We start from the raw sequence: 22,639 nt of genomic DNA on the forward strand, positions 1-22,639 counted from the left end.
CCCTTTCGTGTGGTCTCAGGTGTGCTTCGGGGTTTTGCCCCGAACGCCTTGGTATAGTGACGCCATTTTTCTCAATGGAGCCGTTTATGCGCCTGAAATCCCGCCTGATCGGCGGCGCCGTCGCCGCCGCGCTGCTGACCCAGTTGACCGCCTGCGGCACGCTGTTCTTCCCGGATCGCCGTGGCCAGATCGAAGGCAAGATCGACCCGGTGGTGGCCGCGCTGAACGCCATCGGTGTGCTGTTCTACGTGATCCCCGGCCTGATCGCCTTCGGCGTGGACTTCGCCACCGGCGCCATCTACCTGCCGGGCAACGAGACCGCCCACGTTGCCCCCGAGCGTCTGCGCGAAGCCATCGGCAGCGACGGCCAGATCGATAACGCCCGTCTGAAGGCGATCATCGAGCAGGACACCGGCCGCAGCCTGCCGCTGGACGACCCGCGCCTGATCCGCCACACCGGCAGCCTGGAACAACTGGCTGCCTATGGCCTGGCCCCGGCCGCCTGACATGCGTGCCCTCGCCAGCCACCACGACCGGCTCCTGGCCTACCACGGGTGGGCCAACCGGCGCCTGCTGGCGAGCCTGGAGGGTCTCGACGAGGCGCGCTATCGCGCGGATTGCGGGCTGTTCTTCGGCTCCATCCACACCACCCTGAACCACATCGCCGTGGCCGACCGCATCTGGTTCGCCCGGGTGCTGCACCTGCCACGCCCATTCGAGCGCCTGGATGCCGAGGCCGCGCCCGACCGCGCCGGACTGGCCGCCGTGCTGGCCGAAGGCGTGGGCCTGTGGCGCGCCTGGCTGGCCGGGCAGGACGACGAGGCCCTGCTGGCGCCCCTGGAGTACCGCAACATGGCTGGCGACCGCTTCCAGCGCAGCCACACCGAGATCCTCTCCCACCTGGTCAACCACGGGACCCACCACCGCGGCCAGGTCACCGCAGCCATGAGCGCCCTCGGCCTGGAAACCCCGGTCCTGGACCTTCTCTACTACGCGCCGAAGCAGCCATGACCGCGCTGGAACACCACGCCCGCCTGCTGCGCCAGGTCACCGCTGCCTCGCTCTCGGTCGCCCTCACCCTGGTGTTGGCCAAGGCCGTGGCCTGGTGGCTGAGCGGCTCGGTCAGCCTGCTGGCCGGCCTGACCGACTCGCTGCTGGACAGCGCTGCCTCGCTCCTCAACCTGCTGGCAGTGCGCTTCGCCCTGAAGCCGGCGGACGACGACCACCGTTTCGGCCACGGCAAGGCGGAATCCCTGGCGGGCCTGGCCCAGGCGCTGTTCATCGCCGCCAGCGCCGTACTGGTGGGCCTGCAGGCGGTGGAGCAGATCCGCGACCCGCAACCCCTCGGTGCCCAGGCGCTGGGGATTGCGGTGATGCTGCTGTCGCTGGTGCTGACCATGGCCCTGCTGGCCTTCCAGCGGCGCGTCATCCGCATCACCCACTCCACGGCGGTGCGCGCCGACTCCCTGCACTACCGCTCGGACCTGCTGCTCAACAGCAGCATCCTGCTGGCCCTGGTCCTCAACAGCCTGGGCTGGGACCAGGTGGACGGGCTGTTCGGTCTGGGCATCGCCGCCTACATCCTGTGGAGCGCCATCGGCATCGCCCGCGAATCCATCGGCGTGCTGATGGACCAGGAGATCGACCCCAAGGTGGGCGAACACATGCACCAACTGGCCTGTGGAGTGCCCGGCGTGCTTGGCGCCCATGACCTGCGCACCCGCGTCTCCGGCCACTACTGGTACGTGCAGTTGCACCTGGAGCTGCCCGGCGAGATGCCGCTGTCCGAAGCCCACGCGCTGTGCGTACAGGTGGAGGAGGCCATCCGCCAGACCTACCCCCGCGCCGATGTGCTGGTCCACGCCGACCCCATCGAGGTGGTCAAGGGCAACTAGGCGGCTTCGCTGCGCCGGCGGCCCCTCTCCGCGCTCCCCAAACTGCAGGCATAAAAAAAGGAGGCCCGTTCCATGGGCCTCCTCGCGGGGTAATTCGTCCTGTGCTGGCGATTGTGTCGCTGCTTTCGTCGCCTGCCTGGTTGGGCAGTGCGGACCCGGGGGCCTGCTCGAACCGGTGGATTCGGCGGCGCCGACGCACCTGATTGGGCGGGTCGGTTGGACATGAGTCCGGGCCGTGAAACTGGAAAGAATCTTACGTCGGGCAGCGCGACAGAGGATTGCGAAGATTGCTGACTGAACTATCATTTGCGCAACGATTCACTAAAATCATCAGATAATCAGCAACTAAAAATAAAAAGGCGCCAGAAATGGAAAAACTCGATCGCTACGACCTGAAGATCCTCGCCGAATTGCAGCGCGACGCCCGCATCTCCAACCAGGAGCTGGCCGAGCGCATCGGCCTGTCACCCTCACCCTGCTCGCGCCGGGTGAAGCAGTTGGAGGACGACGGCTACATCATCCGCCAGGTCGCCCTGCTGGACCGCAAGAAGCTGGGCCTCAGCCTGACCGCCTACGTGCTGATCGGCATGGACCGCCACACCCCGGAACGCTTCGAGCACTTCCAGTCGGTGATCCGCCAATGCCCCGAGGTGCTGGAATGCTGCCTGGTCACCGGCATGGAGGCGGACTATCAGCTCAAGGTGGTGGTACCGGACATGGACCACTACCAGCAGTTCCTGCTGGGCCAGCTCACCCGCATCGAAGGCGTCACCAGCGTGCGCTCCAGCTTCGTACTCAACCAGGTGCTGAGCAGCACCGAGCTGCCCCTGGAACATCTGCGCAATTGAACCAATGAGTGGCAGCGCGCAACGGCGGGCATCGCGTATAATGCGCCCCGCCTTTGCTGTGCCCCGCGTGGTTTCGCCCATAAGAGCCTGCCGGCTCGTATAACGACTAACCGCATCCCTCGCCCTCCACGGCATCCAAGCCTGGTCGCTCGCGGCCGGGTCTGAATCGTTTCGCTGTACGAGGTTGACCAATGAGCCCCGAAAAATTCGAAGAATGGATGATGACGGCGATGATCGCCGGCCTGGTGCTGTTCATGGCGTTCATCGTCTGGGACCTGGCCAAGAAGTCCAAGGCCGGACGGTTCGGCACCTTCATCCTGTTCCTCGCCCTCGGCCTCGGCGTGCTGGGCTTCGTGATCAAGTCGCTGGTGATCGGCGGCCTCGAAGGCGTGTAGCCAACCTCACCCGATCCGTCCGGACCGCCTGATGGCGGGGGCTCGGGCGGTTTCGTTCACCGTTGCCCAGGAGAACACATGAACGCCACCGATCGCGTCATGCAGAGCTATGGACGCTGCTGTGCCAGTTCCGGTTTTTTCGACACGTTCTACAAACTGTTCCTCGCCAGCTCACCGATGATCCGCGCGAAGTTCGCCAACACCGACATGGCCGCGCAGAAGCACCTGCTGCGCCACGGCATCCTCAACCTGGTGATGTATGCCCGTGGCATGCCGGACACCAAGCTGCGCGCCCTGGGCGCCAGCCACTCCCGGGAAGGCTTCGACATCCGCCCCGAGTACTACGACCTCTGGGTCGACGCCCTGCTGAGCACCATCAGCGAGCATGACAAGCAGGCCGATGACGGCGTGCGCGCCGCCTGGCGCGAAGTGCTCACCAAGGGCATCAACGTCATCAAGTCCCACTACTGATCCACCGACGGCCCGCCGCGCTGCGGCGGGTGTCAGTCCAGCCGCGCCGGCACCTCGCGCCATTGCCCCGGCTCCAGGCCATCGAGGCCGAAGAGGCCGATGCGAACCCGCACCAGACGCAGGGTCGGCAAGCCCACCGCCGCCGTCATCCGCCGCACCTGGCGGTTACGCCCCTCACGGATCACCAGCTCCAGCCAGGCCGTCGGCACGCTCTTGCGAAAGCGCACCGGCGGGTTGCGCGGCCACAGCGCCGGCTCCTCGATCAGCCGGGCCTCGGCCGGCAGCGTCGGCCCATCGTTCAGCTCCACCCCGTTGCGCAGGCGCTCCAACTGCGCCGCGTCGGGCGTGCCCTCCACCTGCACCCAGTAGGTCTTGGCCAGCTTGTGCTTGGGGTCGGCGATGCGCGCCTGCAGGCGGCCGTCATTGGTCAGCAACAGCAGCCCCTCGCTGTCACGGTCCAGGCGCCCGGCGGGGTAGATGCCGGGCTGGTCGATGAAGTCCTTCAGGGTCGCCCGGCCCTGGTCGTCGCTGAACTGGGTGAGCACGTCGAACGGCTTGTTCAGCAGCACCAGGCGCGGCTCCACCGGCGGCGCCTTGGCCACCCGGCGCGGAGCGGCCTGAGGGCGACGGGAAGCAGAGCGGGAAGGACGGGGCGGGCGCGACATGCCTGGTTACCAGCGGAAATGGACAGGGGAGCGGAGGCGCATGCTAGGTTGTGCCCCTCCCCGCCGCAAGAGTAAGGACACCATGCCCCGCGCGTTGCGCCCCACCTGGCTGATCAGCCTCATGACCCTCGCCGGCTGTGCCGGCACGCCCTACCAGGGCCCCGTCAGCGATCATTTCGACGGCCAGCGTTTCCAGAACATCGAACCCAAGCCGCACAAGGACTTCTGGTCCTTCATGCGCTGGCAGCTCAACCGCGAGAAGAGCCCCGACTGGGTCGAGCAGCCAACCCCGGCCTTCACCCCCGAAGTGCCCGCCCGCGTAGAGGGCGACGAGCTGCGCGTCACCTACATCAACCACGCCACGCTGCTGATCCAGCATCGCGGGTTGAACATCCTCACCGACCCGGTGTGGTCCGAACGGGTCAGCCCGTTCAGCTTCATCGGCCCGCGCCGGCACCAGGCCGCCGGCCTGACCATGGACCAGTTGCCACCCATCGACCTGATCCTGGTCAGCCACAACCACTACGACCACCTCGACCTGGACACCCTGCGCAGCCTCGCCGAGCGCTTCCCCCTGGCCCGCGTGGTCACCGGCCTGGGCAACGGCCCGCTGATCCGCGAGACCGGCTTCGCCCGCGTCGACGAGATCGATTGGTGGCAGGCCCTGCCCCTGGGCGACGGGCTGACCCTCAACGGCGTGCCAGTGCAGCACTGGTCGGCGCGCACCCGCAGCGACACCAACCGCACCCTGTGGCTGGGCTTCGTGCTGGAGTCCCCGGACGGGCCACTGCTGTTCCCTGGCGACACCGGGCTGGGGCCGGAATTCCGCCTCATCCACCAGCGCTTCGGGCCGCTGCGCTTCGCCGCCCTGCCCATCGGCGCCTACGCCCCGCGCTGGTTCATGCGCGACAACCACATGAACCCGGACGACGCCGTGCAGGCCCACAAGCAACTGGACTCCCAGCACAGCCTGGCCATCCACTTCGGCACCTTCCAGCTCACCGACGAAGGGCAGTTCGACCCGCCCCGCGAGCTGGCCAAGGCCCTCGAATACTGGCAAGTGGACCCGGATCGCTTCCGCGTCCCCAGCCCCGGCTACCAGTGGCAGGTGCCAGCGCTGGACCGCGATACCGCAACCGGCCTCGCCCAGGCCAGCGGCAGCTAAGCCATCCCCCAACGAAACGGGCCGCATCACGCGGCCCGTTTGCTTGAAGCCCACCCAGCCTCAGGCCAGGGCAGCCGGCTGCACCTGGGCAGCGGAGGGAATCTGGCGGAGCCAGCGTGAAACCGCCCACTCCCCTGCGATGAAGGCCAGGAGCAGGCCGAGCTGCAGCAGCAGCGCGATGTAGAACGGTTTGAACACATGGCCGACCTGGCGCTTCAGCAGGTCCAGCAGGAAATCGGCCTGAAACAGTTGCTCCACACGCGCATCGAGCACCCCGGCCAGCACCTGTTTATTGAGCCCGCTGTAGTTTGCCGCCTCGCTCACCGCCATCTGGCCCACGGCCTTGCCGATCAGGCTCGCCCGCAGGCGATCGAGCAGGTCCAGGGCCAGGCGCTCGGCCAGCGACGCCTCGGCCCGGGCATCGGCCTCCTCCTGCTGCTCGCCGCGCAGGTACTCCAGCGCCAGTTGATTGAGCGCCGCTTGCACGCTGGAACCGCGCAGAGCCTGGAGCTGGCGCTCGTCCTGGGCTGCCACATAGGCCTGGAAGTCCTGCCAGGTGTCATCGGCCAGTCGCTGCACTGCCGGCGTGTAACTGTCCAGGTGCCGGTTGATCTGCTGCTGGCCGCTGTACAGCAGCCCGCCCTGGAACCCCAGCATGCCCCCGGCCAGCGGCAGCAGCAGGAAGTACAACTTGAGCGTCCAGTGGTGCCAGCGCTTGCTACGGGCCAGCCAACCACCACGCTGCAGCAGGATCGCCAGCACCAGGCCGGCGACCGTACCCAGCAGCAGCGCACCGCTGATCCAGGCAAACAGGCTGAGAAAACTGAAGGGCTCCCAGAATGCTGCAAGTAAGTGTTGGGCCTGTTCCATCGGTGTCACCTCGTTCGTCCTTGGGGGGGCCGCAGCTTAAATCGAAACCCGAGCACGCGACTGGCGAGCCGTTCACTGAAGGTCGTCCGACTTTTCAGTACGGACAGAAAAAGGGCCGCATCATGCGGCCCTGTGTCATCAGGAGCGGCTCAGCGGAACGGCGGCTCATCGAAGCTGCGCAGCTTGCGCGAGTGCAGCGAAGTGAGCTGGTTGCGCAGCAGGTCCAGCGCGGCGATGCCGATGCGCAGGTGCTGGCTGACCGCACGCTGGTAGAAGGCGCTCGCCGAGCCGGGCAGCTTGATCTCGCTGTGCAGCGGCTTGTCGGAGACGCACAGCAGCGTCCCGTAGGGCACCCGCAGGCGATAGCCCTGGGCAGCGATGGTGCCGCTCTCCATGTCCACCGCCACTGCCCGCGAGAGGTTGATCAGCGGGCGCTCCTGGGCCCAGCGCAGCTCCCAGTTGCGGTCGTCGTAGGTCAGCACCGTACCGGTGCGCAGGCGCCGCTTGAGGTCCTCGCCGCGCTCGCCGGTGACCAGCGCCGCCGCGTCCTGCAGGGCCTGCTGCACCTCGGCCAGGGCCGGCAGCGGGATGTGCGGCGGCAGCACCCGGTCGAGGATGCCGTCGCGGCGCATGTAGGCGTGGGCCAGCACGTAGTCGCCGATGGTCTGCGACTGCCGCAGCCCGCCGCAGTGTCCGATCATCAGCCAGCAGTGCGGGCGCAGCACCGCCAGGTGGTCGGTGATGTTCTTCGCGTTGGACGGACCGACGCCGATGTTCACCAGCGTCACCCCGTGGCCGTCGTTGGCGATCAGGTGGTAGGCCGGCATCTGGTAGCGGTGCCACACCACGCCGTCGATCATCGCCTGCACCGTCGCCTCGTCCATGTCCCGGTCCACCCGCACGTTGCCGGGCAGCACCATGCTCACGAAGCGCGGGTCCTCGCGCAGCAGGGTCACCCCGTGCTGGATGAACTGGTCGACGTAACGGTGGTAGTTGGTCAGCAGAATCCACGGCTGCACATGGCGCCAGTCGCTGCCGGTGTAATGCACCAGCCGGCGCAGGGAGAAGTCCACCCGCGCCGCATCGAACAGCGCCAGGGGCAGCTCCTCGGCGCTCTCCCAGTCGTACAGCCCGTCGGCCACGCCATCGGTGGCGGCGGACAGGTCCGTGCTGGGGAACACCCGCGCCAGCGCTGCAGCGGTCACATCGGTGCCGGCCAGCTCATCGCCGCTCTCCACCACGTAGGGATAGGGGATGTTCCGCTGGCTCATGCCCACCTCCACCTGCACGGTGAAGTCGCTCATCAGCGGGCGCAGTTGCTCCAGCAGGTATTTGCGGAAGGCATCGGGGTGGGTGACGGTGACGCTGTAGGTGCCCGGCACCTGGATCTTCGCGTAGGCGCGCACCGTGGACGGCACCTCGCCCTGGCAACGGTAGGTGACCCGCAGCTCCGGGTAGCGGAACAGCGCGCGCTGCTCGGCGCTCGGCTCGGTGCGGGACTTGAGAAAGAGCTTGAGGGCCTGGCTGAGGGCCGTGGTGGCCCGCTGATGCAGGGCGGTCAGGCGGTCGACCGCCTCTTCGGCGGTGTGGACAACGAGAAACTCGACGGAATCCGGGGTCACGAGGTGCATCCTGTCTGGGCGTACAGGGGGCTATCTTGCGCCCATCACCCTTCGGCGGCCAAGCCGAGCAGCGCGTGCCGCTGCGTCTATGCTTGCCCGACCGCCCCCGCGAGGCCCGCCGCCATGCACCGCCTGACCAGCCTGCTGTTCGCCGTTGCCACCAGCACCCCACTGTTCGCCGGCGAGCTGGATGGCCGCTTCCAGGCCGACCTGGCGGGCGCCAACACGGTGCTCGACCTGCAGCAGCAGGGCCAGGTCGTCACCGGCCGCTATTCCGAGAACGGCACCCTGCAACTGGACCTGCGCGGCCAGTACGACGGCCAGGTACTCAACGCCGAGATCGTCCTGCCGCAAACCAACCAGGTGATCGCCACCCTCGCCGCCACCTACGGCAACGACCAGCTCAACGCCCGTCTCGCCGCCCGTGACCCCGTCAGCGGCCAGGTGCTGGAGCGCCAGGCGCTGTTCCAGCGCAGCCCCTCACACGCCACAGGCGCCACCCGCACCGGCGCCGGCACCCTGGACCCGGCGCTGGTCGGCACCTGGGTCCACGAAGACATCATCAACAGCGGTGGCGCCAGCTTCGCCTCCTTCAACACGGTGCTCACCCTGCACCTCGCCCCCGACGGCCGCGTCGAGCAATGGAGCCGCTCCGTCGGCGGCGGCTCCGACTGGAGCTACGACAGCGACGGCACCCTCCAGTACGCCGGCCAATGGCAGACCACCGACGGCATCCTCCTCGTCCGCCCCGACGGCGGCACCGACTACCAGCCCGCCACCCGCTACCGCTTCAGCGCCCCCTACCTGGTGACCGAAGACCAGGGCGGCCGGAAGATCTGGCAGCGGCGGTAGAGCTGGGGATGTTCCCTACGGTAGGGAAATTCGCCGTACAGGCCGCTCGATTGACCCTTTTCCCGCCCCCGCATAGACTGCGCGCCCCGCGTTATCCACCGAAGACCGCTGCGATGTTCACGCCCCTGCACCCGGCCCTTGTTGCCCAGCCCGATCCGGCGCTGGCGGCCAATGCCTGGCCGCGTGATGCCCTGCTGAAGCGTCGCCGCAGCGTGCTGTTCGCCTTCACCTTCTCGCCTCCCGCCCTCCCCGCCTGAGCCCTGCGCTGTCGCGCGTCGCTCCCTTCGCTCATTCCCGGCATGCGTCCGTGCGCGTGTCGTTCTGTCGTTGATCCATGGCCAGGCCCGGGCCGGTTACCTGCGGGCGGGAGTCGAAATGAACCATCGTGTGTTGCTGCTGGTGCTGATCTTCGCCGTGTCGGTAGTCGGGCTGAGCATGGGGGCGACGCTGCCCCTGGTGTCGCTGCGGCTGATGGAGGCCGGTGCGTCGAGCCTGGAGATCGGGGTACTGAGTGCGATGCCGGCGGCGGGGATGATCCTGGCCGCGTTTCTGGTGGCGCCGCTGTGCCGGCGCCTGTCGGGGCGTGGGCTGTACCTCGGCTGCTTCGTGCTCTGCGCCCTGGCGGTGGCGGCGCTGGAGCTGCCGACCTCCACGCCCCTGCTGGTGGCGGCGCGGCTGCTGCTGGGGGTGGCGATGGGGGTGGTGGTGATCCTCGGGGAATCCTGGGTCAACGTGCTGTGCGACGAGGCCAGGCGGGGCCAGGTGGTGGCCTTCTATGCCGCCTGCTTCACCGGCTGCCAGTTGGGCGGGCCGGCGCTGATCGGCCTGCTCGGGGCGCAGAGCCCCTGGCTGGTGGCGCTGGTGGTGCTGGCCAACCTGCTGGCCCTGGCGGCGGTGGCCTGGGGGCTGCCGGGCGGCTGGGGCCAGGCCGCCGAGGATGAGGTGCGCACCTTCTCCCTGGCGGGCTTCCTGCGGGTGGCCCCGGCGCTGTGTACGGGGGTGCTGTTCTTCGCCTTCTTCGATGCGGTGGTGCTGTCGCTGTTCCCGGTCTACGCCAGTGCCCATGGCTATGCGGTGGGCATCGCGGCGCTGATGGTGACGGTGATCCTGGCCGGCGACATGGTTTGCCAGGTGCCGCTGGGCTGGCTGTCGGACCGCACCGAGCGCGGCCGCCTGCACCTGGTCTGCGGGGTGGCGGCGCTGGGCATCGGCATGGCGCTGCCCTGGCTGATCACCCGGCCCACGCTGCTGTGGCCGGTGCTGGTGTTGCTGGGGGCGGTGGCGGGGGGCGTCTACACCCTGGCGCTGGTGCGCATCGGCGAGCGCTTCAGCGGGCAGGACCTGGTCACGGCCAACGCCTGCGTGGGCATGTTGTGGGGCATCGGCAGCCTGGTGGGGCCGCTGCTGAGCGGCGCGTTGATGGGCACCGGCCCCCACGGTCTGCCCCTGGCGCTGAGCCTGGCAGCGGCGCTGTTCGTGGTCACGGCGCTGACCGGCCAGCGCCGGCTGGCGGAGCGGGCGGCCTAGGGCCGGGGCGCGGCTGGGTGATGGGGTTCGCCGAGCTCACCCCATCCTACGCAGGCCCCGCAGTGGGGCCTGGCCATTCCGGTTTGGGGTGGGTTCATCCCCACACCCGTGGGGAACACCGCTGCGCGCTGTAGTTCAAGGCAGCGAAGTGCGGTTCATCCCCACCCCCGTGGGGAACACACTTCCCGTAACCCGCTGATCCCAGAGGGAAAAGCCGGCAGCGGAAAATCTACCGGCTGTTTTCCCTTGTTGCCAGGGTGGCGTCAGGCCAGGTGCGGGGTGCTGCGGGCGACCAGGGCTTCGACGTCGATGCCGCGCGGGAGGGTGCCGTAGACCCGGCCGCTGCCGCCGAGGCGGCTGGCGATGAAGGCGTCGGAGACGGTGGCGTTGCCGGCCTCCAGCAGGAGCTTGGCCTGGAGGGCGACGGCGACGTCTTCGGTGAGCTGGCGGGCGCGGTACTGGATGTCGGCGGTGTCGTGGAAGGCGGCCTTGAGGTTGTTGATCTGTGCGGCGAGGCGGGCGTCGCCGTGGCCGTCGCCCAGTTCGCTGAACAGGGCATCGAGCACGCCGGGCTCCTTGGACAGGGCGCGGAGGACGTCCAGGCACTGGACGTTGCCGGAGCCTTCCCAGATGGAGTTGACCGGGGCTTCGCGGTATAGGCGCGGGAGGATGGTCTCTTCGACGTAGCCGGCGCCGCCCATGCATTCGCTGGCCTCGTAGACCATCTCGGGGGCGCGCTTGCAGATCCAGTACTTGCCGACGGCGGTGACCAGGCGGGCGAAGCGGTCTTCCTGCTCGTCGTGCAGGTTGTCGAGGGCGCGGCCCATGCGCAGGCTGAGGGCCAGGGCGGCTTCGCTCTCCAGGGCGAGGTCGGCGAGGACGTTCTGCATCAGCGGCTGGTCGGCCAGGACCTTGCCGCCGACCTTGCGGTGGGCGCAGTGGTGGGCGGCCTGGGTGAGCGCCTGACGCATGAGGGAGCTGGAGCCGACCATGCAGTCGAAGCGGGTCATGGCGACCATTTCGATGATGGTGGGCACGCCGCGCCCTTCCTCGCCGACCATCCAGGCCAGGGCGCCGCGGTATTCCACTTCACTGGAGGCGTTGGCCCAGTTGCCCAGCTTGTTCTTCAGGCGCTGGACGTAGAAGGCGTTGCGGCTGCCGTCCGGGCGGTGGCGCGGCAGGAGGAAGCAGGACAGGCCCTTGTCGGTGTAGGCGAGGGTGAGGAAGGCGTCGCACATGGGCGCGGAACAGAACCACTTGTGGCCCACCAGTTCGTAGGCCTCCCCCGGGCCGCCGAGGCCGATGGGGTGGGCGCGGGTGGTGTTGGCGCGGACGTCGGTGCCGCCCTGCTTCTCGGTCATGGCCATGCCGATGGTGACGCCGGGCTTCTGCTCCATGGGTACGTTGCGTGGGTCGTATTCGGTGGCGAGGATTTTCGGCAGCCAGCGCTCGGCGAGGTTGGGCTGCAGGCGGATGGCGGGCACGGCGGCGAAGGTCATGGTCAGCGGGCAGCCACTGGCGGCCTCGGCCTGGCTGTGCAGGTAGGTGAGGCCGGCGCGGGCGACATGGGCGCCGGTGCGCGGGTCCTGCCAGGGCAGCGAGGTGAGGCCGTGTTCGACGGCGGTGCGCATCAGTTCGTGGTAGGCCGGGTGGAACTCCACCAGGTCGACGCGATGGCCGTAGCGGTCATGGCTCTTGAACACCGGCTTGTGTTCGTTGGCGAGAAAGCCCGCCTGCATCAGCGGGCCGCCGGCAAGGGCACCATAGACGTCGAGGCGTGATTCGGCCCAGCCGGCGCCGTAGCGGCGGGTCCATTCCTGCAGGGGCAGGTCGAGGCGGTAGAGGTTGGCGCCGTCGAGGGTGGGCACCTGGTTGAACACGTCGTGGGTTTCGGCGTATTGGGACTGGCTCATGGAATCCTCCTAGCAAGCTGTTGAAAAACTAACTGCGTTGCCGCTGCGGCGTTGAAAACGCCCTCGTGCGCGAGTCCGATCAAAATGCTCATTTACAGCACGTAAACTCCGCTTTTTCGGCCGTTTTCGCCTTGCATCGCCTGCCTCGTTAACGTTGTTCAACGGCCTGCTAAGCAGGCGGGTGCGCACCAACGGCACGCAGGCAGAAGATGACGAGGTGCCGGCAGACCGCTTCGAGTTCGCTGCGCGACTGGTCGGCATCACGGGCGGCACGGGCGGCTGGCGAGAGCGGTCCGACCAGGGATTCGGAGATGGCGCCCACCAGGCAGGCGGCGACCAGGGCGGGGGCTTCGACCTGGAATTCGCCGCTGGCGATGCCGGATTCGAGCAGTTCGATAAAACGCTCGGCATAGGCCTCGCGGAAGCGCAGGCGCTGTTCGTCCACTTCCGGCTCCACCGGTTCGGCGATCAGGGCGAAGGCCAGTTGGCGGCTGTGCCAGGCGCGTTCGGCGAAGCGTTGCAGGCCGCTGGCAAGGCGCTCGGTGGCACTGCCGGGGCCGCGCAGGTGCTCGCTGAGCACGTCCACCTCAACCTGGCTGGCGCGGGCGAAGACTTCGGCAGCCAGCTCGCCCTTGTTGCGGAAGTGGCGGTAGAGGCTGCCGGTGGCGATGCCGACGTCATCGGCCAGGGCCTGCATGGTGAGAACGGCGAAGCCGCCTTCGGCAACCCGCGCCAGGGCGCAGTCGAGGATGCGTTGGCGCAGGGCCTGGTCGCGGTCGATTCGTTGGGCGGTGACGCGGTAGGACATGGTCTGAATCCTGATTCACTGGCAGTGAGTGAATCAGGATTCAGACTTTGGATGAAAGCGGGGAACCCGACGATGAAGGCGGCATTCCGGCCGGTGGGTGACCGATCAGGCGGGATGTTCGCCGGCGCGGCAAAGCACCCAGTCGTGCAGCAGGGTGCGCAGCTCTTCGAACTTCACCGGCTTGGCGAGGTAGTCGCTCATGCCCGCCGCCAGGCAGCGTTCGCGGTCGCCGCTGTGGCTGTGGGCGGTGACGGCGAGCACCGGCAGTTCGGCGCATTCGGGCAGGCTGCGCAGGGCGCGGCAGGTGGCGAAGCCGTCCATGACCGGCATCTGGCAGTCGAGCAGAACGCCGTCGATGCGCTCGCGGCGCAGCAGTTCGAGGGCTTCGGCGCCGTTGTCGGCGGTACGCACGCGGTAGCCGAGCTTGAGTAACATGCCGCGGGTCACCAGTTGGTTGATGGTGTTGTCCTCCACCACCAGCACGGTGCATTGCTCGGGGCGGCGCTGGGCCTGGGCGACGGCGCGGCGTATCGGGGCCGCCTCGCGCTGGGCGGGGCGAGTCAGGGTGAGGGCCAGTTGGAAGCAACTGCCCTGGCCGGGTTCGGAGCGGTGGGTGAGCTGACCGCCGAGCAGCTCGACCAGTTGCCGCGCCAGGGCCAGGCCGATGCCAAGGCCGCCGTAGGCACGGGTCATGGAGCCGTCAAGCTGGCGGAAACCGCTGTAGAGGCTGCCATCGGGCGGGGTGGAGAAGCCGATGCCGGTGTCTTCCACCGCAACCATCAGGCGCAGAACGCCGCCGGGCTCCTGGCCTTGGCCGGTGACCCGCAGCATGACGCCACCCCGGGCGGTGAACTTGACGGCGTTGTCCAGCAGGTGGCCGAGGATCTGCCCAAGCTTGCCGGCATCGCCTTCGAGGGTGTCGGGCAGGCTTTCGTCCAGCTCCAGGGCGAAGGTCAGGCCCTTCTCTTCGGCGCGCGGGGCGTACTGGGCGCGCAGGCTGTCGAACAGGCCGCGCAGGCTGAAGGTCTCGCGACGGGGGTAGAGCTTGCCGGCCTGCAGCTCGGTCATGGCGAGGATGTCGTTGACCAGCCGCATCATGTCCTTGGCGGAGCTGGCGGCGGTCTTCTGGTACTGCTCCAGCTCGACGTCGAGCGGGAGGGTCTGCATCAGTTCGAGGGAGCCGATCACGCCGTTCATGGGGGTACGCAGCTCGTGGGTGACGGTGGCGAGGAACTCGTCCTTGAGGCGATTGCTCTCGGCCAGTTCGCGGTTCAGCGTCTCCAGCTTGCGCCCGGACTCCTGGAGAATGCGGGTGCGCTCTTCCTTCATGGCGTTGATGCGGTCGGCCAGGGCAAGGGACAGCAGGCTCACCTCCAGCGCGGAGCCGATCTGGCTGGCGTACATGGTGATGAAGAGGTTGGGCAGGTAGCCGAGCACCATGAGGGTGTTGATCACCCCACCGGCGAGGAAGGCGCTCCAGGCGAATATGAAATAGCGCGCCACACGCATGCCGCGCAGCCAGGCGAGGATGCCGGCGGCAAAGATGACCACGGTGAAGACCAGCGCCAGGGTGGTGGCCAGGCGCAGGGCGATGCCGTAGCTGGCGACCAGGGACAGGAGCATGGCGAGCACGCCGATGGCCATCAGCACCAGCAGGCTGCGGTCGATCCAGGGGCTGTGGTCGGCGGTGTGCAGGAAGCTGCGGGCGAACTGGCAGCCGAACAGCCCGGCGGAGCCGATCAGGAACGGGGTGGAGGCGTTGGCCCACCAGGGGCTGTTGGGCCAGAAGTACTGGATGCCGGCGCCGTTGACGGAGATCTGGTAGAGGCCGAACGAGGCGATATAGAGGATGTAGTAGAGGTAGCTGGTGTCGCGAACGCTGAGGTAGATGAAGAGGTTGTAGATGAGCATCACCAGCAGCACGCCGTAGATGATGCCGAGCACGTAGATGCGCCCGGGCTGCTCTTCCATGTAGGCCTGGGGCGACCAGAGGGTAAGCGGGACCTGGATCGAGCCCTGGCTGTTCACCCGCAGATAAAGCCGTTGAGGCTGGTTGGGCTGCAGGTTGAGGTTGAACAGGTAGTTGTTCTGCTTGATCTCGCGGCTGGCGAACGGCAACCCGTCGCCGGTGCGCTGGGCGAGCCGGTAGCCGCCTTCGCTGTCGGGCAGGTAGAGCTCGATGTGGTCCAGCGGCGGGTAGGCCAGCTCCAGCAGCCAGGGCTGCTGGCCACCGAGATCACGCGGGCGATAGCTGAGGTCGAGCCTGATCCAGAACACCGAGCGCGAATAGCCGGCATTGAGCACGGGCTTGTCGCTGCGGCGGAAGCTGCGATCCAGCGCGGGGGAGGTGATGTCGGCGAGTGTGGCATCGCCGCGGACGTCTTCGAAGACGTCCATGTGCAACCCGAGGGGCAGTTGGCGGGTGTGCTCGTCGAACTCCACTGCGAACACGGCGGTGGAGAGGAACAGGGACAGGAAAAGGAGAACGTGACGCATGAAGCCCCGCAAAGGCCGTCGCACGCCTCGGGAAGTCCCTTTCCTTCCCGGAGCCGAAGCGTCACGCAGGGCCTGGTTGTTCGAATGCGCACACTCTAGCACAGCATCGGGGCGCCATAGGAGGCACTCTGCCATCCCCTTCAACCGCTCTGGAATGGGCATTACGGGCACACCCAAACGGACCTTTCAGCGCTTTTCGACGGATGGCGGGGCCCCTGTCCGGCGGGCCGACCCGGCGGCGGAAAGGTGGTAAGCTCGCGCACCATGAAAACGACCCCCTCTCGCCCTATCGTCCTCTGTCTTTCCGGCCACGACCCCAGTGGCGGCGCCGGTCTGCAGGCGGACATTGAAGCCCTGATCGCCCAAGGCTGCCACGCGGCTCCCGCCGTGACCGCCCTGACCGTTCAGGACACCGTCAACGTTTCCGACTTCCGCGTGCTCGACCGCGAATGGGTGCTGGCCCAGGCCCGTGCGGTGATCGCCGATCTGCCGGTCTCTGCCGTGAAGCTGGGCATGCTGGGCTCGGTGGAGATGGTGGAGACCGTGCTGGAAATCATGCAGGGCCTGCCGGGCGTACCGCTGGTCTGCGATCCGGTGCTGCGTGCCGGCGGTGGCGGCGAATTGGGCAAGGACGAAGTGGGCTACGCGATGCGCGAGCGCCTGCTGCCGGTGGCGCTCATCGCCACGCCGAACCTGCCGGAAGCGCGCATCCTCGCCGAACTCCCCGAAGGCACGGCCGACGAATGCGCCGAGAAGCTGCTGCCCTTCTGCCGCAACCTGCTGATCACCGGTGGCCACGGCGACGAGGCCGAGGTCCACAACCGCCTCTACACCGAAGATGGCGAACGCCACACCTTCACCTGCCAGCGCCTGCCCGGCAGCTACCACGGCTCCGGCTGCACCCTGGCCAGCACCCTGGCCGGTCGCCTGGCCCTGGGCGAGGCCCTGCCCGGTGCGGTGCGCTCGGCACTGGACTACACCTGGCGCACCCTGCGTGACGCCGAGCAACCGGGCCACGGCCAGTTCGTGCCCCGCCGCCTGCCGCTGGACTTCTGCTCATGAAGCTGCGCGGCCTCTACGCCATCACCGACAGCCAGCTGCTCGCCGATGGCCGGCTGCTGCCCTACGTGGAAGCGGCCCTGAAGGGCGGCGCCCGTTTGCTGCAGTACCGCGACAAGTCCTCCGACGAGGCCCGTCGCCTGCGTGAGGCCGAGGCGCTGCGTGAGCTGTGTACCCGCTACGGCGCGCAGTTGCTGATCAACGATGACGCCGAGCTGGCTGCCCGCCTGGGCGTGGGCGTACACCTGGGTCAGACCGATGGCTCCATCGCAGCAGCGCGCGCCCTGCTGGGTCGTCACGCGGTCATCGGTGCCACCTGCCATGCGCGCCTGGACCTGGCCGAGTCGGCCCTGGCCGAAGGCGCCAGCTACGTGGCCTTCGGTCGCTTCTTCAACTCCCAGACCAAACCCGGCGCGCCGGCCGCCACGGCGGAACTGCTGGACGAGGCGCGCCAGCGTTTCCAGCAGCCCATCGTCGCCATCGGCGGCGTGACCCTGGACACCGCACCCGCGCTGATCGCCCGTGGCGCGAGCATGGTGGCGGTGATCCACGCCCTGTTCGCCGCCGACGGCCCCGCCGAGGTGGAACGCCGCGCCCGCGCCTTCAGTGCGCTGTTCACGCCGGCCTGAGCCCTTTCAACCGCTTGCATAGAGAGTTCGACATGTCCCGTTCCGAAACCCTGTTCGCCAACGCCCAGAAACACATCCCCGGCGGAGTCAACTCGCCGGTCCGCGCCTTCCGGAGCGTTGGCGGCACGCCGCTGTTCTTCAAGCACGCGGAAGGCGCCTACGTGACGGACGAGGACGACAAGCGCTACGTGGACTACGTCGGCTCCTGGGGCCCGATGATCCTCGGCCATGGCCACCCGGACGTGCTCGACGCGGTGCGCCGCCAACTGCAGCACGGCCTCTCCTACGGTGCGCCCACCGCCATGGAAACCGAGATGGCCGACCTGGTCTGCGCCTTGGTGCCGTCCATGGAGATGGTGCGCATGGTCAGCTCCGGCACCGAGGCGACCATGAGCGCCATCCGCCTGGCCCGCGGCTTCACCGGTCGCGACGCGATCATCAAGTTTGAAGGCTGCTACCACGGTCACTCCGACAGCCTGCTGGTCAAGGCCGGCTCCGGTCTGCTGACCCAGGGCGTGCCCAGTTCGGCCGGCGTACCAGCAGACTTCGCCAAGCACACCCTGACGCTGCCCTTCAACGACATCGGCGCGGTGGAGAAGACCCTCGGTGAAGTCGGCCAGAACGTGGCCTGCATCATCGTCGAGCCGGTCGCCGGCAACATGAACTGCGTACCGCCGGCTCCCGGTTTCCTCGAAGGCCTGCGTCGCCTGTGCGACCAGCACGGCGTGGTGCTGATCTTCGACGAGGTGATGACCGGCTTCCGCGTCGCCCTGGGTGGCGCTCAGGCCCACTACGGCGTCACCCCGGACCTCTCCACCTTCGGCAAGATCGTCGGCGGCGGCATGCCGGTAGGCTGCTTCGGCGGCAAGCGCGAGATCATGTCCTGCATCGCGCCGCTGGGCCCGGTCTACCAGGCCGGCACCCTGTCCGGTAACCCGCTGGCCATGGCCGCCGGCCTGACCACCCTGAAGCTGATCAGCCGCCCGGGCTTCCACGCCGAGCTGACCGACTACACCACCCGCATGCTCGACGGCCTGCAGCAGCGCGCCGACGCTGCCGGCATTCCCTTCGTGACCACTCAGGCGGGTGGCATGTTCGGCCTGTACTTCAGCGGCGCCGACGACATCGTCACCTTTGACGATGTGATGGCCAGCGACGTGGAGCGCTTCAAGCGCTTCTTCCACCTGATGCTGGACGGCGGCGTCTACCTCGCCCCCAGCGCCTTCGAGGCCGGCTTCACCTCCATCGCCCACGGCGACAAGGAACTGGCCATCACCCTGGACGCCGCAGAACGCGCCTTCGCCGAGCTGAAAAAGCGCTGATTCGTTACGCCATCCCTACACCCGGGTGTGCAGGCCACCGGCCTTGCCGCTTGGGTGCGGGAAAAGCGTGCAAAGACTTTGTAAGTAGCACCCGGCTTATTTCATAATGTGACGGTCGGCGCGTTTCGCCGACCGGGCGGGAGCCCGCTCTGCTTTCCGAGGCGCTGTGATCTGATGAACCGCACCGGCCGCATCCTGACATTGGGCAGCCTGTTGCTCCTTTCTCCCCTGCTGGCCGAAGCCGGCGGCAACTCGCTGCTGATCCCGGCGTCCGGCCGCTGCAACCTCAACACTCGCCCCGAAGACCTCCAGGAAGCCCTGTCCAACTGCCAGCAGGCCGCCAAGGCCGGCGACACGGGCGCACAGTACGAGCTGGGCGAGTTCTACTACGACGGCAAACGCGCCCCACGCGACCTGCAGCAAGCCCTGAACTGGTTCGAGCAGGCCTCGCTGAAAGGCAACGCCCAGGCGCAATTCCGCCTGGGCAACATGTTCTTCCGGGGTGAAGGCGTGCCGGCCAGCAACGTGCAGGCCTACATCGTGCTGAAGATGGCGGCAGTGAACGGCTCGGACGAGGCGATGGACTCGGCGGACGTGGTGGCCGGCCAGATGCGCGCCGACGAGCTGGAGATCGCCACCCAGGTGCTGGGGCAGATCTTCCGCAACTACCTCATCGAACTGCAGACCGCCGACGGCGGATCGCCCTTCGCCCCCCTGCCCTGAATACCGCGCCGCCTAGCTGTGCTTGTCCGGCATGGGCGGCATGGGGAACGGCATGACGTTGCCCGTGCCCTTGGCCTCGCTGATCTTTGCCGTGCCCAGGCGCTCCACCTCGTCGATGCGGATGATCGCGTGCATAGGCACGAAGCTGCGTACCACGCCCTCGAACTGCGCCTTGAGCTTCTCCTCACTGGGGTCCACCACCAGTTGGTTGCGCTCGCCGAAGACCAACTCCTCGATCTCCAGGAACCCCCACAACTCGCTCTGGAAGATCTGCCGGGCATAAATCTCGTAGACCTGGCCCTGGTTGAGGAAGATCACCTTGAAGATCGGTTCGTGCTTGCTCATGTAAAGGTCGGTACGGCGGTAAAAATGGGGCGCGAAGCATAACACGGCGACCGGTCGCGCCACCCTAGGAACGCGGGCAGGCCGCGACTATAATGCGCGGTTCTTCGAACCACCCGACCCTGACGTGCATGGCCAAGAAGCTCTATATCGAAACCCACGGCTGCCAGATGAACGAGTACGACTCCTCGCGCATGGCCGACCTGCTGGGCGAACACCAGGCGCTGGAAATGACCGAACGTGCCGAGGAGGCCGACGTCATCCTGCTCAATACCTGTTCCATACGCGAGAAGGCGCAGGAGAAGGTGTTCTCGCAACTCGGTCGCTGGCGGGAGCTGAAACGCCAGAACCCCGAGCTGGTGATCGGCGTCGGTGGCTGCGTGGCCAGCCAGGAAGGCGCCGCCATCCGTGAGCGCGCGCCTTACGTCGACGTGGTCTTCGGCCCGCAGACCCTGCACCGCCTGCCGGAGATGATCGACGCCGCGCGCACCACCCGCGCGCCCCAGGTGGACATCAGCTTCCCCGAGATCGAGAAGTTCGACCGTCTGCCCGAGCCCCGCGTCGACGGCCCCAGTGCCTTCGTCTCGGTGATGGAAGGCTGCAGCAAGTACTGCACCTTCTGCGTGGTGCCCTACACCCGTGGCGAGGAAGTCAGCCGGCCCTTCGACGACGTGCTGGCCGAGGTGATCCACCTGGCCGAGAACGGCGTGCGCGAGGTCACCCTGCTGGGCCAGAACGTCAACGGCTACCGCGGCCAGACCCACGACGGGCGCATCGCCGACTTCGCCGAGCTGATCCGCGTGGTGGCCGCCGTCGACGGCATCGACCGCATCCGCTACACCACCTCGCACCCGCTGGAGTTCTCCGACGCGCTGATCCAGGCCCACGCCGAAGTGCCGGAGCTGGTGAAGTTCGTCCACCTGCCGGTACAGGCCGGCTCGGACCGCATCCTCGCGGCGATGAAGCGCAACCACACCGCGCTGGAATACAAGTCGCGCATCCGCAAGCTCAAGGCGGCGGTACCGGATATCTGCATCAGCTCCGACTTCATCGTCGGTTTCCCCGGCGAGACCGACAAGGACTTCGAGGCCACCATGAAGCTGGTGGAAGACGTCGGCTTCGACTTCTCCTTCTCCTTCGTCTACAGCTCGCGCCCAGGCACCCCGGCCGCCGACCTGCCCGACGACACCCCGGAAGAGGTGAAGAAGCAGCGTCTGCAGATCCTCCAGGCCCGCATCCACCAGCAGGGCTTCGAGAACAGCCGCCGCATGGTCGGCACCGTCCAGCGCATCCTGGTGAGCGACTTCTCCAAGAAGGACCCGGGCATGCTCCAGGGCCGCACCGAGAACAACCGCATCGTCAACTTCCGCAGCGCCAATCCGCGCCTGATCGGCCAGTTCGTCGACGTGCACATCGACGACGCCCTGCCCCACTCCCTGCGCGGCACGCTGATCGAGGACACACTGCACTGAAATCCCGGTGCCCGTGCTTCCGCAGCCGGGCACCTGGGTTTATGCTCCATTTCCTGACCTGCCAACGGCGACCAAGAACCCACGACATTGAACGCACCCCTGGATTTGCACCGCTTCACCCTGGAGCCCTTCGAGGCACGTCGATTCGCCAACCTCTGTGGCCAGTTCGACGAACACCTGCGGCTGATCGAGCAGCGCATGGCCATCGAGATCCGCAACCGCGGCAACCAGTTCGAGCTGGTGGGCGATCCCCAGCGCACCCAGGCCACCGAGCACCTGCTGCGCCGCCTCTACCGTGAGACCGAAGCCACCGAGCTGTCCCCGGACATGGTCCACCTGTTCCTCCGGGAAACCGGCATGGACGAGCTGGCCAACCCCAAGATGGAAGCCAGCGTCGCCCTGCGCACCCGCAAGGGCATGATCCGTCCGCGCGGCATCAACCAACAGCGCTACGTGAAGTCCATCCTCGACCACGACATCAACTTCGGCATCGGACCGGCCGGCACCGGCAAGACCTACCTGGCCGTCGCCTGCGCCGTCGACGCCCTGGAGCGCGAGCAGGTGCGCCGCATCCTGCTGGTACGCCCGGCGGTGGAAGCCGGCGAGAAGCTGGGTTTCCTCCCCGGCGACCTGACCCAGAAGATCGACCCCTACCTGCGCCCACTCTATGACGCTCTCTACGAGATGCTCGGCTTCGAGCAGGTGGCCAAGCTGATCGAAAAGCAGGTGATCGAGGTCGCCCCGCTGGCCTACATGCGTGGCCGCACGCTTAACAACAGCTTCATCATTCTCGACGAGAGTCAGAACACCACCCTCGAGCAGATGAAGATGTTCCTGACCCGTATCGGCTTCGGCTCCACGGCCGTCATCACCGGCGACATCACCCAGGTCGACCTGCCCCGGGGCACCCGCTCCGGCCTGGCTCATGTGATCGACGTGCTGCGTGACGTGCCCGGCATCGCCTTCACCCACTTCAAATCCCACGACGTGGTCCGCCACCCGCTGGTGCAGCGCATCGTCGAAGCCTATGACCGCTACGACAACCGCGCCCAGGCCAAGCCGCGTCCTGCAGACAACGATCCGGGTGCGATCAACCCCGATGCTTGAACTCGACCTGCAACTGGCCAGCGAGGCCAGTGACCTGCCCGGCGAAGCCGACTTCCGCCGCTGGTGCACCCTGGCCCTGCGCCAGCGCCAGGGCGACTCGGAGCTGACCATCCGCCTGGTGGACGAGCCCGAGGGCCGCGAGCTGAACCGCACCTGGCGGCACAAGGACTACGCCACCAACGTGCTGTCCTTCCCCGCCGACGTACCCGAGGAGTTCCTCGACATCCCGCTGCTGGGCGACCTGGTGATCTGCGCCCCGGTGGTGGCCCGCGAGGCCGCCGAGCAGAGCAAGGCCCTCGATGCCCACTGGGCGCACCTGGTGATTCACGGCTGCCTGCACCTCCTGGGTTACGACCACATCGAGGACGAGGAAGCCGAAGAAATGGAAGCGCTGGAACGGGAACTGCTGGCCGAACTCGGCCACCCCGACCCGTACCGCGACGACGAGTGAGAAACCC

The 22,639-nt window shown here is 67.6% G+C and carries 24 protein-coding genes; 17 read left to right on the forward strand and 7 right to left on the reverse strand.

What is annotated here, in order from left to right:
- Window positions 1-86 precede the first annotated feature (86 nt).
- From A7D27_RS08115 to A7D27_RS08140, 6 genes are all read left to right on the forward strand, one after another.
- A complete protein-coding gene (locus A7D27_RS08115) occupies window positions 87-506 on the forward strand; it encodes a polyribonucleotide nucleotidyltransferase (protein WP_069560764.1) in 420 nt (139 codons plus the stop codon).
- 1 nt (window position 507) lies between these two features.
- Window positions 508-1,011 (forward strand): DinB family protein, encoded by a 504-nt coding sequence (locus A7D27_RS08120; protein ID WP_069564608.1) that lies wholly within the window; start codon window positions 508-510, stop codon window positions 1,009-1,011.
- Complete coding sequence (locus tag A7D27_RS08125; protein WP_069564575.1) at window positions 1,008-1,895, forward strand: cation diffusion facilitator family transporter; 888 nt, start codon at window positions 1,008-1,010, stop codon at window positions 1,893-1,895. The genes A7D27_RS08120 and A7D27_RS08125 overlap by 4 nt, the downstream gene beginning before the upstream one ends.
- A 368-nt stretch (window positions 1,896-2,263) precedes the next feature.
- Entirely contained in the window at window positions 2,264-2,743 is a 480-nt protein-coding gene (locus A7D27_RS08130; protein WP_069560766.1) for an Lrp/AsnC family transcriptional regulator, read from the forward strand.
- Between the two features lie 191 nt (window positions 2,744-2,934).
- Window positions 2,935-3,138 carry a DUF2788 domain-containing protein gene (locus A7D27_RS08135; protein ID WP_069560767.1) on the forward strand — a complete coding sequence of 68 codons (204 nt, stop codon included), beginning with the start codon at window positions 2,935-2,937 and terminating at the stop codon, window positions 3,136-3,138.
- A 78-nt stretch (window positions 3,139-3,216) separates the two neighbouring features.
- Window positions 3,217-3,609, forward strand: a complete 393-nt coding sequence (locus tag A7D27_RS08140) for a globin (protein ID WP_044410677.1) — start codon at window positions 3,217-3,219, stop codon at window positions 3,607-3,609.
- A 32-nt stretch (window positions 3,610-3,641) separates the two neighbouring features.
- Here A7D27_RS08140 and A7D27_RS08145 read toward each other — a convergent pair whose 3' ends face one another.
- On the reverse strand, window positions 3,642-4,211 hold the full coding sequence (locus A7D27_RS08145) for a pseudouridine synthase (protein WP_170832282.1): 570 nt from the start codon (window positions 4,209-4,211) through the stop codon (window positions 3,642-3,644).
- Between the two features lie 145 nt (window positions 4,212-4,356).
- Here A7D27_RS08145 and A7D27_RS08150 point away from each other — a divergent pair, with 145 nt between their 5' ends.
- Entirely contained in the window at window positions 4,357-5,439 is a 1,083-nt protein-coding gene (locus A7D27_RS08150; RefSeq protein WP_069560769.1) for an MBL fold metallo-hydrolase, read from the forward strand.
- Window positions 5,440-5,499: 60 nt separating this feature from the next.
- On the opposite strand, the gene A7D27_RS28915 is transcribed toward A7D27_RS08150, so the two are convergent.
- Together A7D27_RS28915 and amn are read right to left on the reverse strand one after the other, a co-directional pair.
- Entirely contained in the window at window positions 5,500-6,309 is an 810-nt protein-coding gene (locus tag A7D27_RS28915; RefSeq protein ID WP_069564577.1) for a hypothetical protein, read from the reverse strand.
- A gap of 149 nt (window positions 6,310-6,458) precedes the next feature.
- Window positions 6,459-7,931, reverse strand: coding sequence for an AMP nucleosidase (gene amn / locus A7D27_RS08160; protein ID WP_371850559.1), 1,473 nt, complete (start codon window positions 7,929-7,931; stop codon window positions 6,459-6,461).
- Between the two features lie 123 nt (window positions 7,932-8,054).
- Here amn and A7D27_RS08165 point away from each other — a divergent pair, with 123 nt between their 5' ends.
- The 3 genes from A7D27_RS08165 (at window position 8,055) to A7D27_RS08170 (ending at window position 10,310) form a co-directional block, all read left to right on the forward strand.
- Complete coding sequence (locus A7D27_RS08165) at window positions 8,055-8,783, forward strand: hypothetical protein (RefSeq protein ID WP_069564578.1); 729 nt, start codon at window positions 8,055-8,057, stop codon at window positions 8,781-8,783.
- 113 nt (window positions 8,784-8,896) lie between these two features.
- Window positions 8,897-9,040, forward strand: a complete 144-nt coding sequence (locus A7D27_RS28290; RefSeq protein WP_165674844.1) for a hypothetical protein — start codon at window positions 8,897-8,899, stop codon at window positions 9,038-9,040.
- Window positions 9,041-9,158: 118 nt separating this feature from the next.
- Window positions 9,159-10,310 carry an MFS transporter gene (locus A7D27_RS08170; protein ID WP_069564579.1) on the forward strand — a complete coding sequence of 384 codons (1,152 nt, stop codon included), beginning with the start codon at window positions 9,159-9,161 and terminating at the stop codon, window positions 10,308-10,310.
- A 263-nt stretch (window positions 10,311-10,573) separates the two neighbouring features.
- Here A7D27_RS08170 and A7D27_RS08175 read toward each other — a convergent pair whose 3' ends face one another.
- The 3 genes from A7D27_RS08175 to A7D27_RS08185 all read right to left on the reverse strand — a co-directional run bounded on the left by A7D27_RS08175 (window position 10,574) and on the right by A7D27_RS08185 (window position 15,527).
- Entirely contained in the window at window positions 10,574-12,223 is a 1,650-nt protein-coding gene (locus A7D27_RS08175; protein ID WP_069564580.1) for an acyl-CoA dehydrogenase family protein, read from the reverse strand.
- A gap of 169 nt (window positions 12,224-12,392) precedes the next feature.
- Window positions 12,393-13,031, reverse strand: coding sequence for a TetR/AcrR family transcriptional regulator (locus A7D27_RS08180; protein ID WP_069564581.1), 639 nt, complete (start codon window positions 13,029-13,031; stop codon window positions 12,393-12,395).
- Between the two features lie 105 nt (window positions 13,032-13,136).
- On the reverse strand, window positions 13,137-15,527 hold the full coding sequence (locus A7D27_RS08185) for a hybrid sensor histidine kinase/response regulator (RefSeq protein ID WP_069564609.1): 2,391 nt from the start codon (window positions 15,525-15,527) through the stop codon (window positions 13,137-13,139).
- 264 nt (window positions 15,528-15,791) lie between these two features.
- On the opposite strand from A7D27_RS08185, the gene A7D27_RS08190 reads away from it, so the two are divergent.
- The 4 genes from A7D27_RS08190 (at window position 15,792) to A7D27_RS08205 (ending at window position 19,260) form a co-directional block, all read left to right on the forward strand.
- Window positions 15,792-16,589, forward strand: a complete 798-nt coding sequence (locus A7D27_RS08190; RefSeq protein ID WP_069564582.1) for a hydroxymethylpyrimidine/phosphomethylpyrimidine kinase — start codon at window positions 15,792-15,794, stop codon at window positions 16,587-16,589.
- The gene (thiE, locus tag A7D27_RS08195; RefSeq protein WP_069560785.1) at window positions 16,586-17,215 is read left to right on the forward strand and encodes a thiamine phosphate synthase; all 630 of its coding nucleotides are present in this window, start codon (window positions 16,586-16,588) and stop codon (window positions 17,213-17,215) included. Before A7D27_RS08190 ends, thiE begins: the two co-directional genes overlap by 4 nt.
- Window positions 17,216-17,247: 32 nt before the next feature.
- Window positions 17,248-18,537, forward strand: a complete 1,290-nt coding sequence (gene hemL, locus A7D27_RS08200; RefSeq protein ID WP_069564583.1) for a glutamate-1-semialdehyde 2,1-aminomutase — start codon at window positions 17,248-17,250, stop codon at window positions 18,535-18,537.
- 174 nt (window positions 18,538-18,711) lie between these two features.
- Window positions 18,712-19,260 (forward strand): tetratricopeptide repeat protein, encoded by a 549-nt coding sequence (locus A7D27_RS08205; protein ID WP_044410710.1) that lies wholly within the window; start codon window positions 18,712-18,714, stop codon window positions 19,258-19,260.
- Window positions 19,261-19,272: 12 nt separating this feature from the next.
- On the opposite strand, the gene A7D27_RS08210 is transcribed toward A7D27_RS08205, so the two are convergent.
- A complete protein-coding gene (locus A7D27_RS08210; RefSeq protein ID WP_069564584.1) occupies window positions 19,273-19,605 on the reverse strand; it encodes a DUF1820 family protein in 333 nt (110 codons plus the stop codon).
- A 128-nt stretch (window positions 19,606-19,733) separates the two neighbouring features.
- Here A7D27_RS08210 and miaB point away from each other — a divergent pair, with 128 nt between their 5' ends.
- The 3 genes from miaB (at window position 19,734) to ybeY (ending at window position 22,632) form a co-directional block, all read left to right on the forward strand.
- Window positions 19,734-21,074, forward strand: coding sequence for a tRNA (N6-isopentenyl adenosine(37)-C2)-methylthiotransferase MiaB (gene miaB / locus A7D27_RS08215; protein ID WP_044410879.1), 1,341 nt, complete (start codon window positions 19,734-19,736; stop codon window positions 21,072-21,074).
- Between the two features lie 87 nt (window positions 21,075-21,161).
- The gene (locus tag A7D27_RS08220; RefSeq protein WP_069564585.1) at window positions 21,162-22,181 is read left to right on the forward strand and encodes a PhoH family protein; all 1,020 of its coding nucleotides are present in this window, start codon (window positions 21,162-21,164) and stop codon (window positions 22,179-22,181) included.
- Window positions 22,174-22,632 (forward strand): rRNA maturation RNase YbeY, encoded by a 459-nt coding sequence (gene ybeY / locus A7D27_RS08225; RefSeq protein WP_069560789.1) that lies wholly within the window; start codon window positions 22,174-22,176, stop codon window positions 22,630-22,632. The genes A7D27_RS08220 and ybeY overlap by 8 nt, the downstream gene beginning before the upstream one ends.
- The last annotated feature ends 7 nt before the right edge of the window (window positions 22,633-22,639 follow it).

Source organism: Pseudomonas sp. 1D4 (genome assembly GCF_001728925.1).
Lineage (GTDB): Bacteria > Pseudomonadota > Gammaproteobacteria > Pseudomonadales > Pseudomonadaceae > Metapseudomonas > Metapseudomonas otitidis.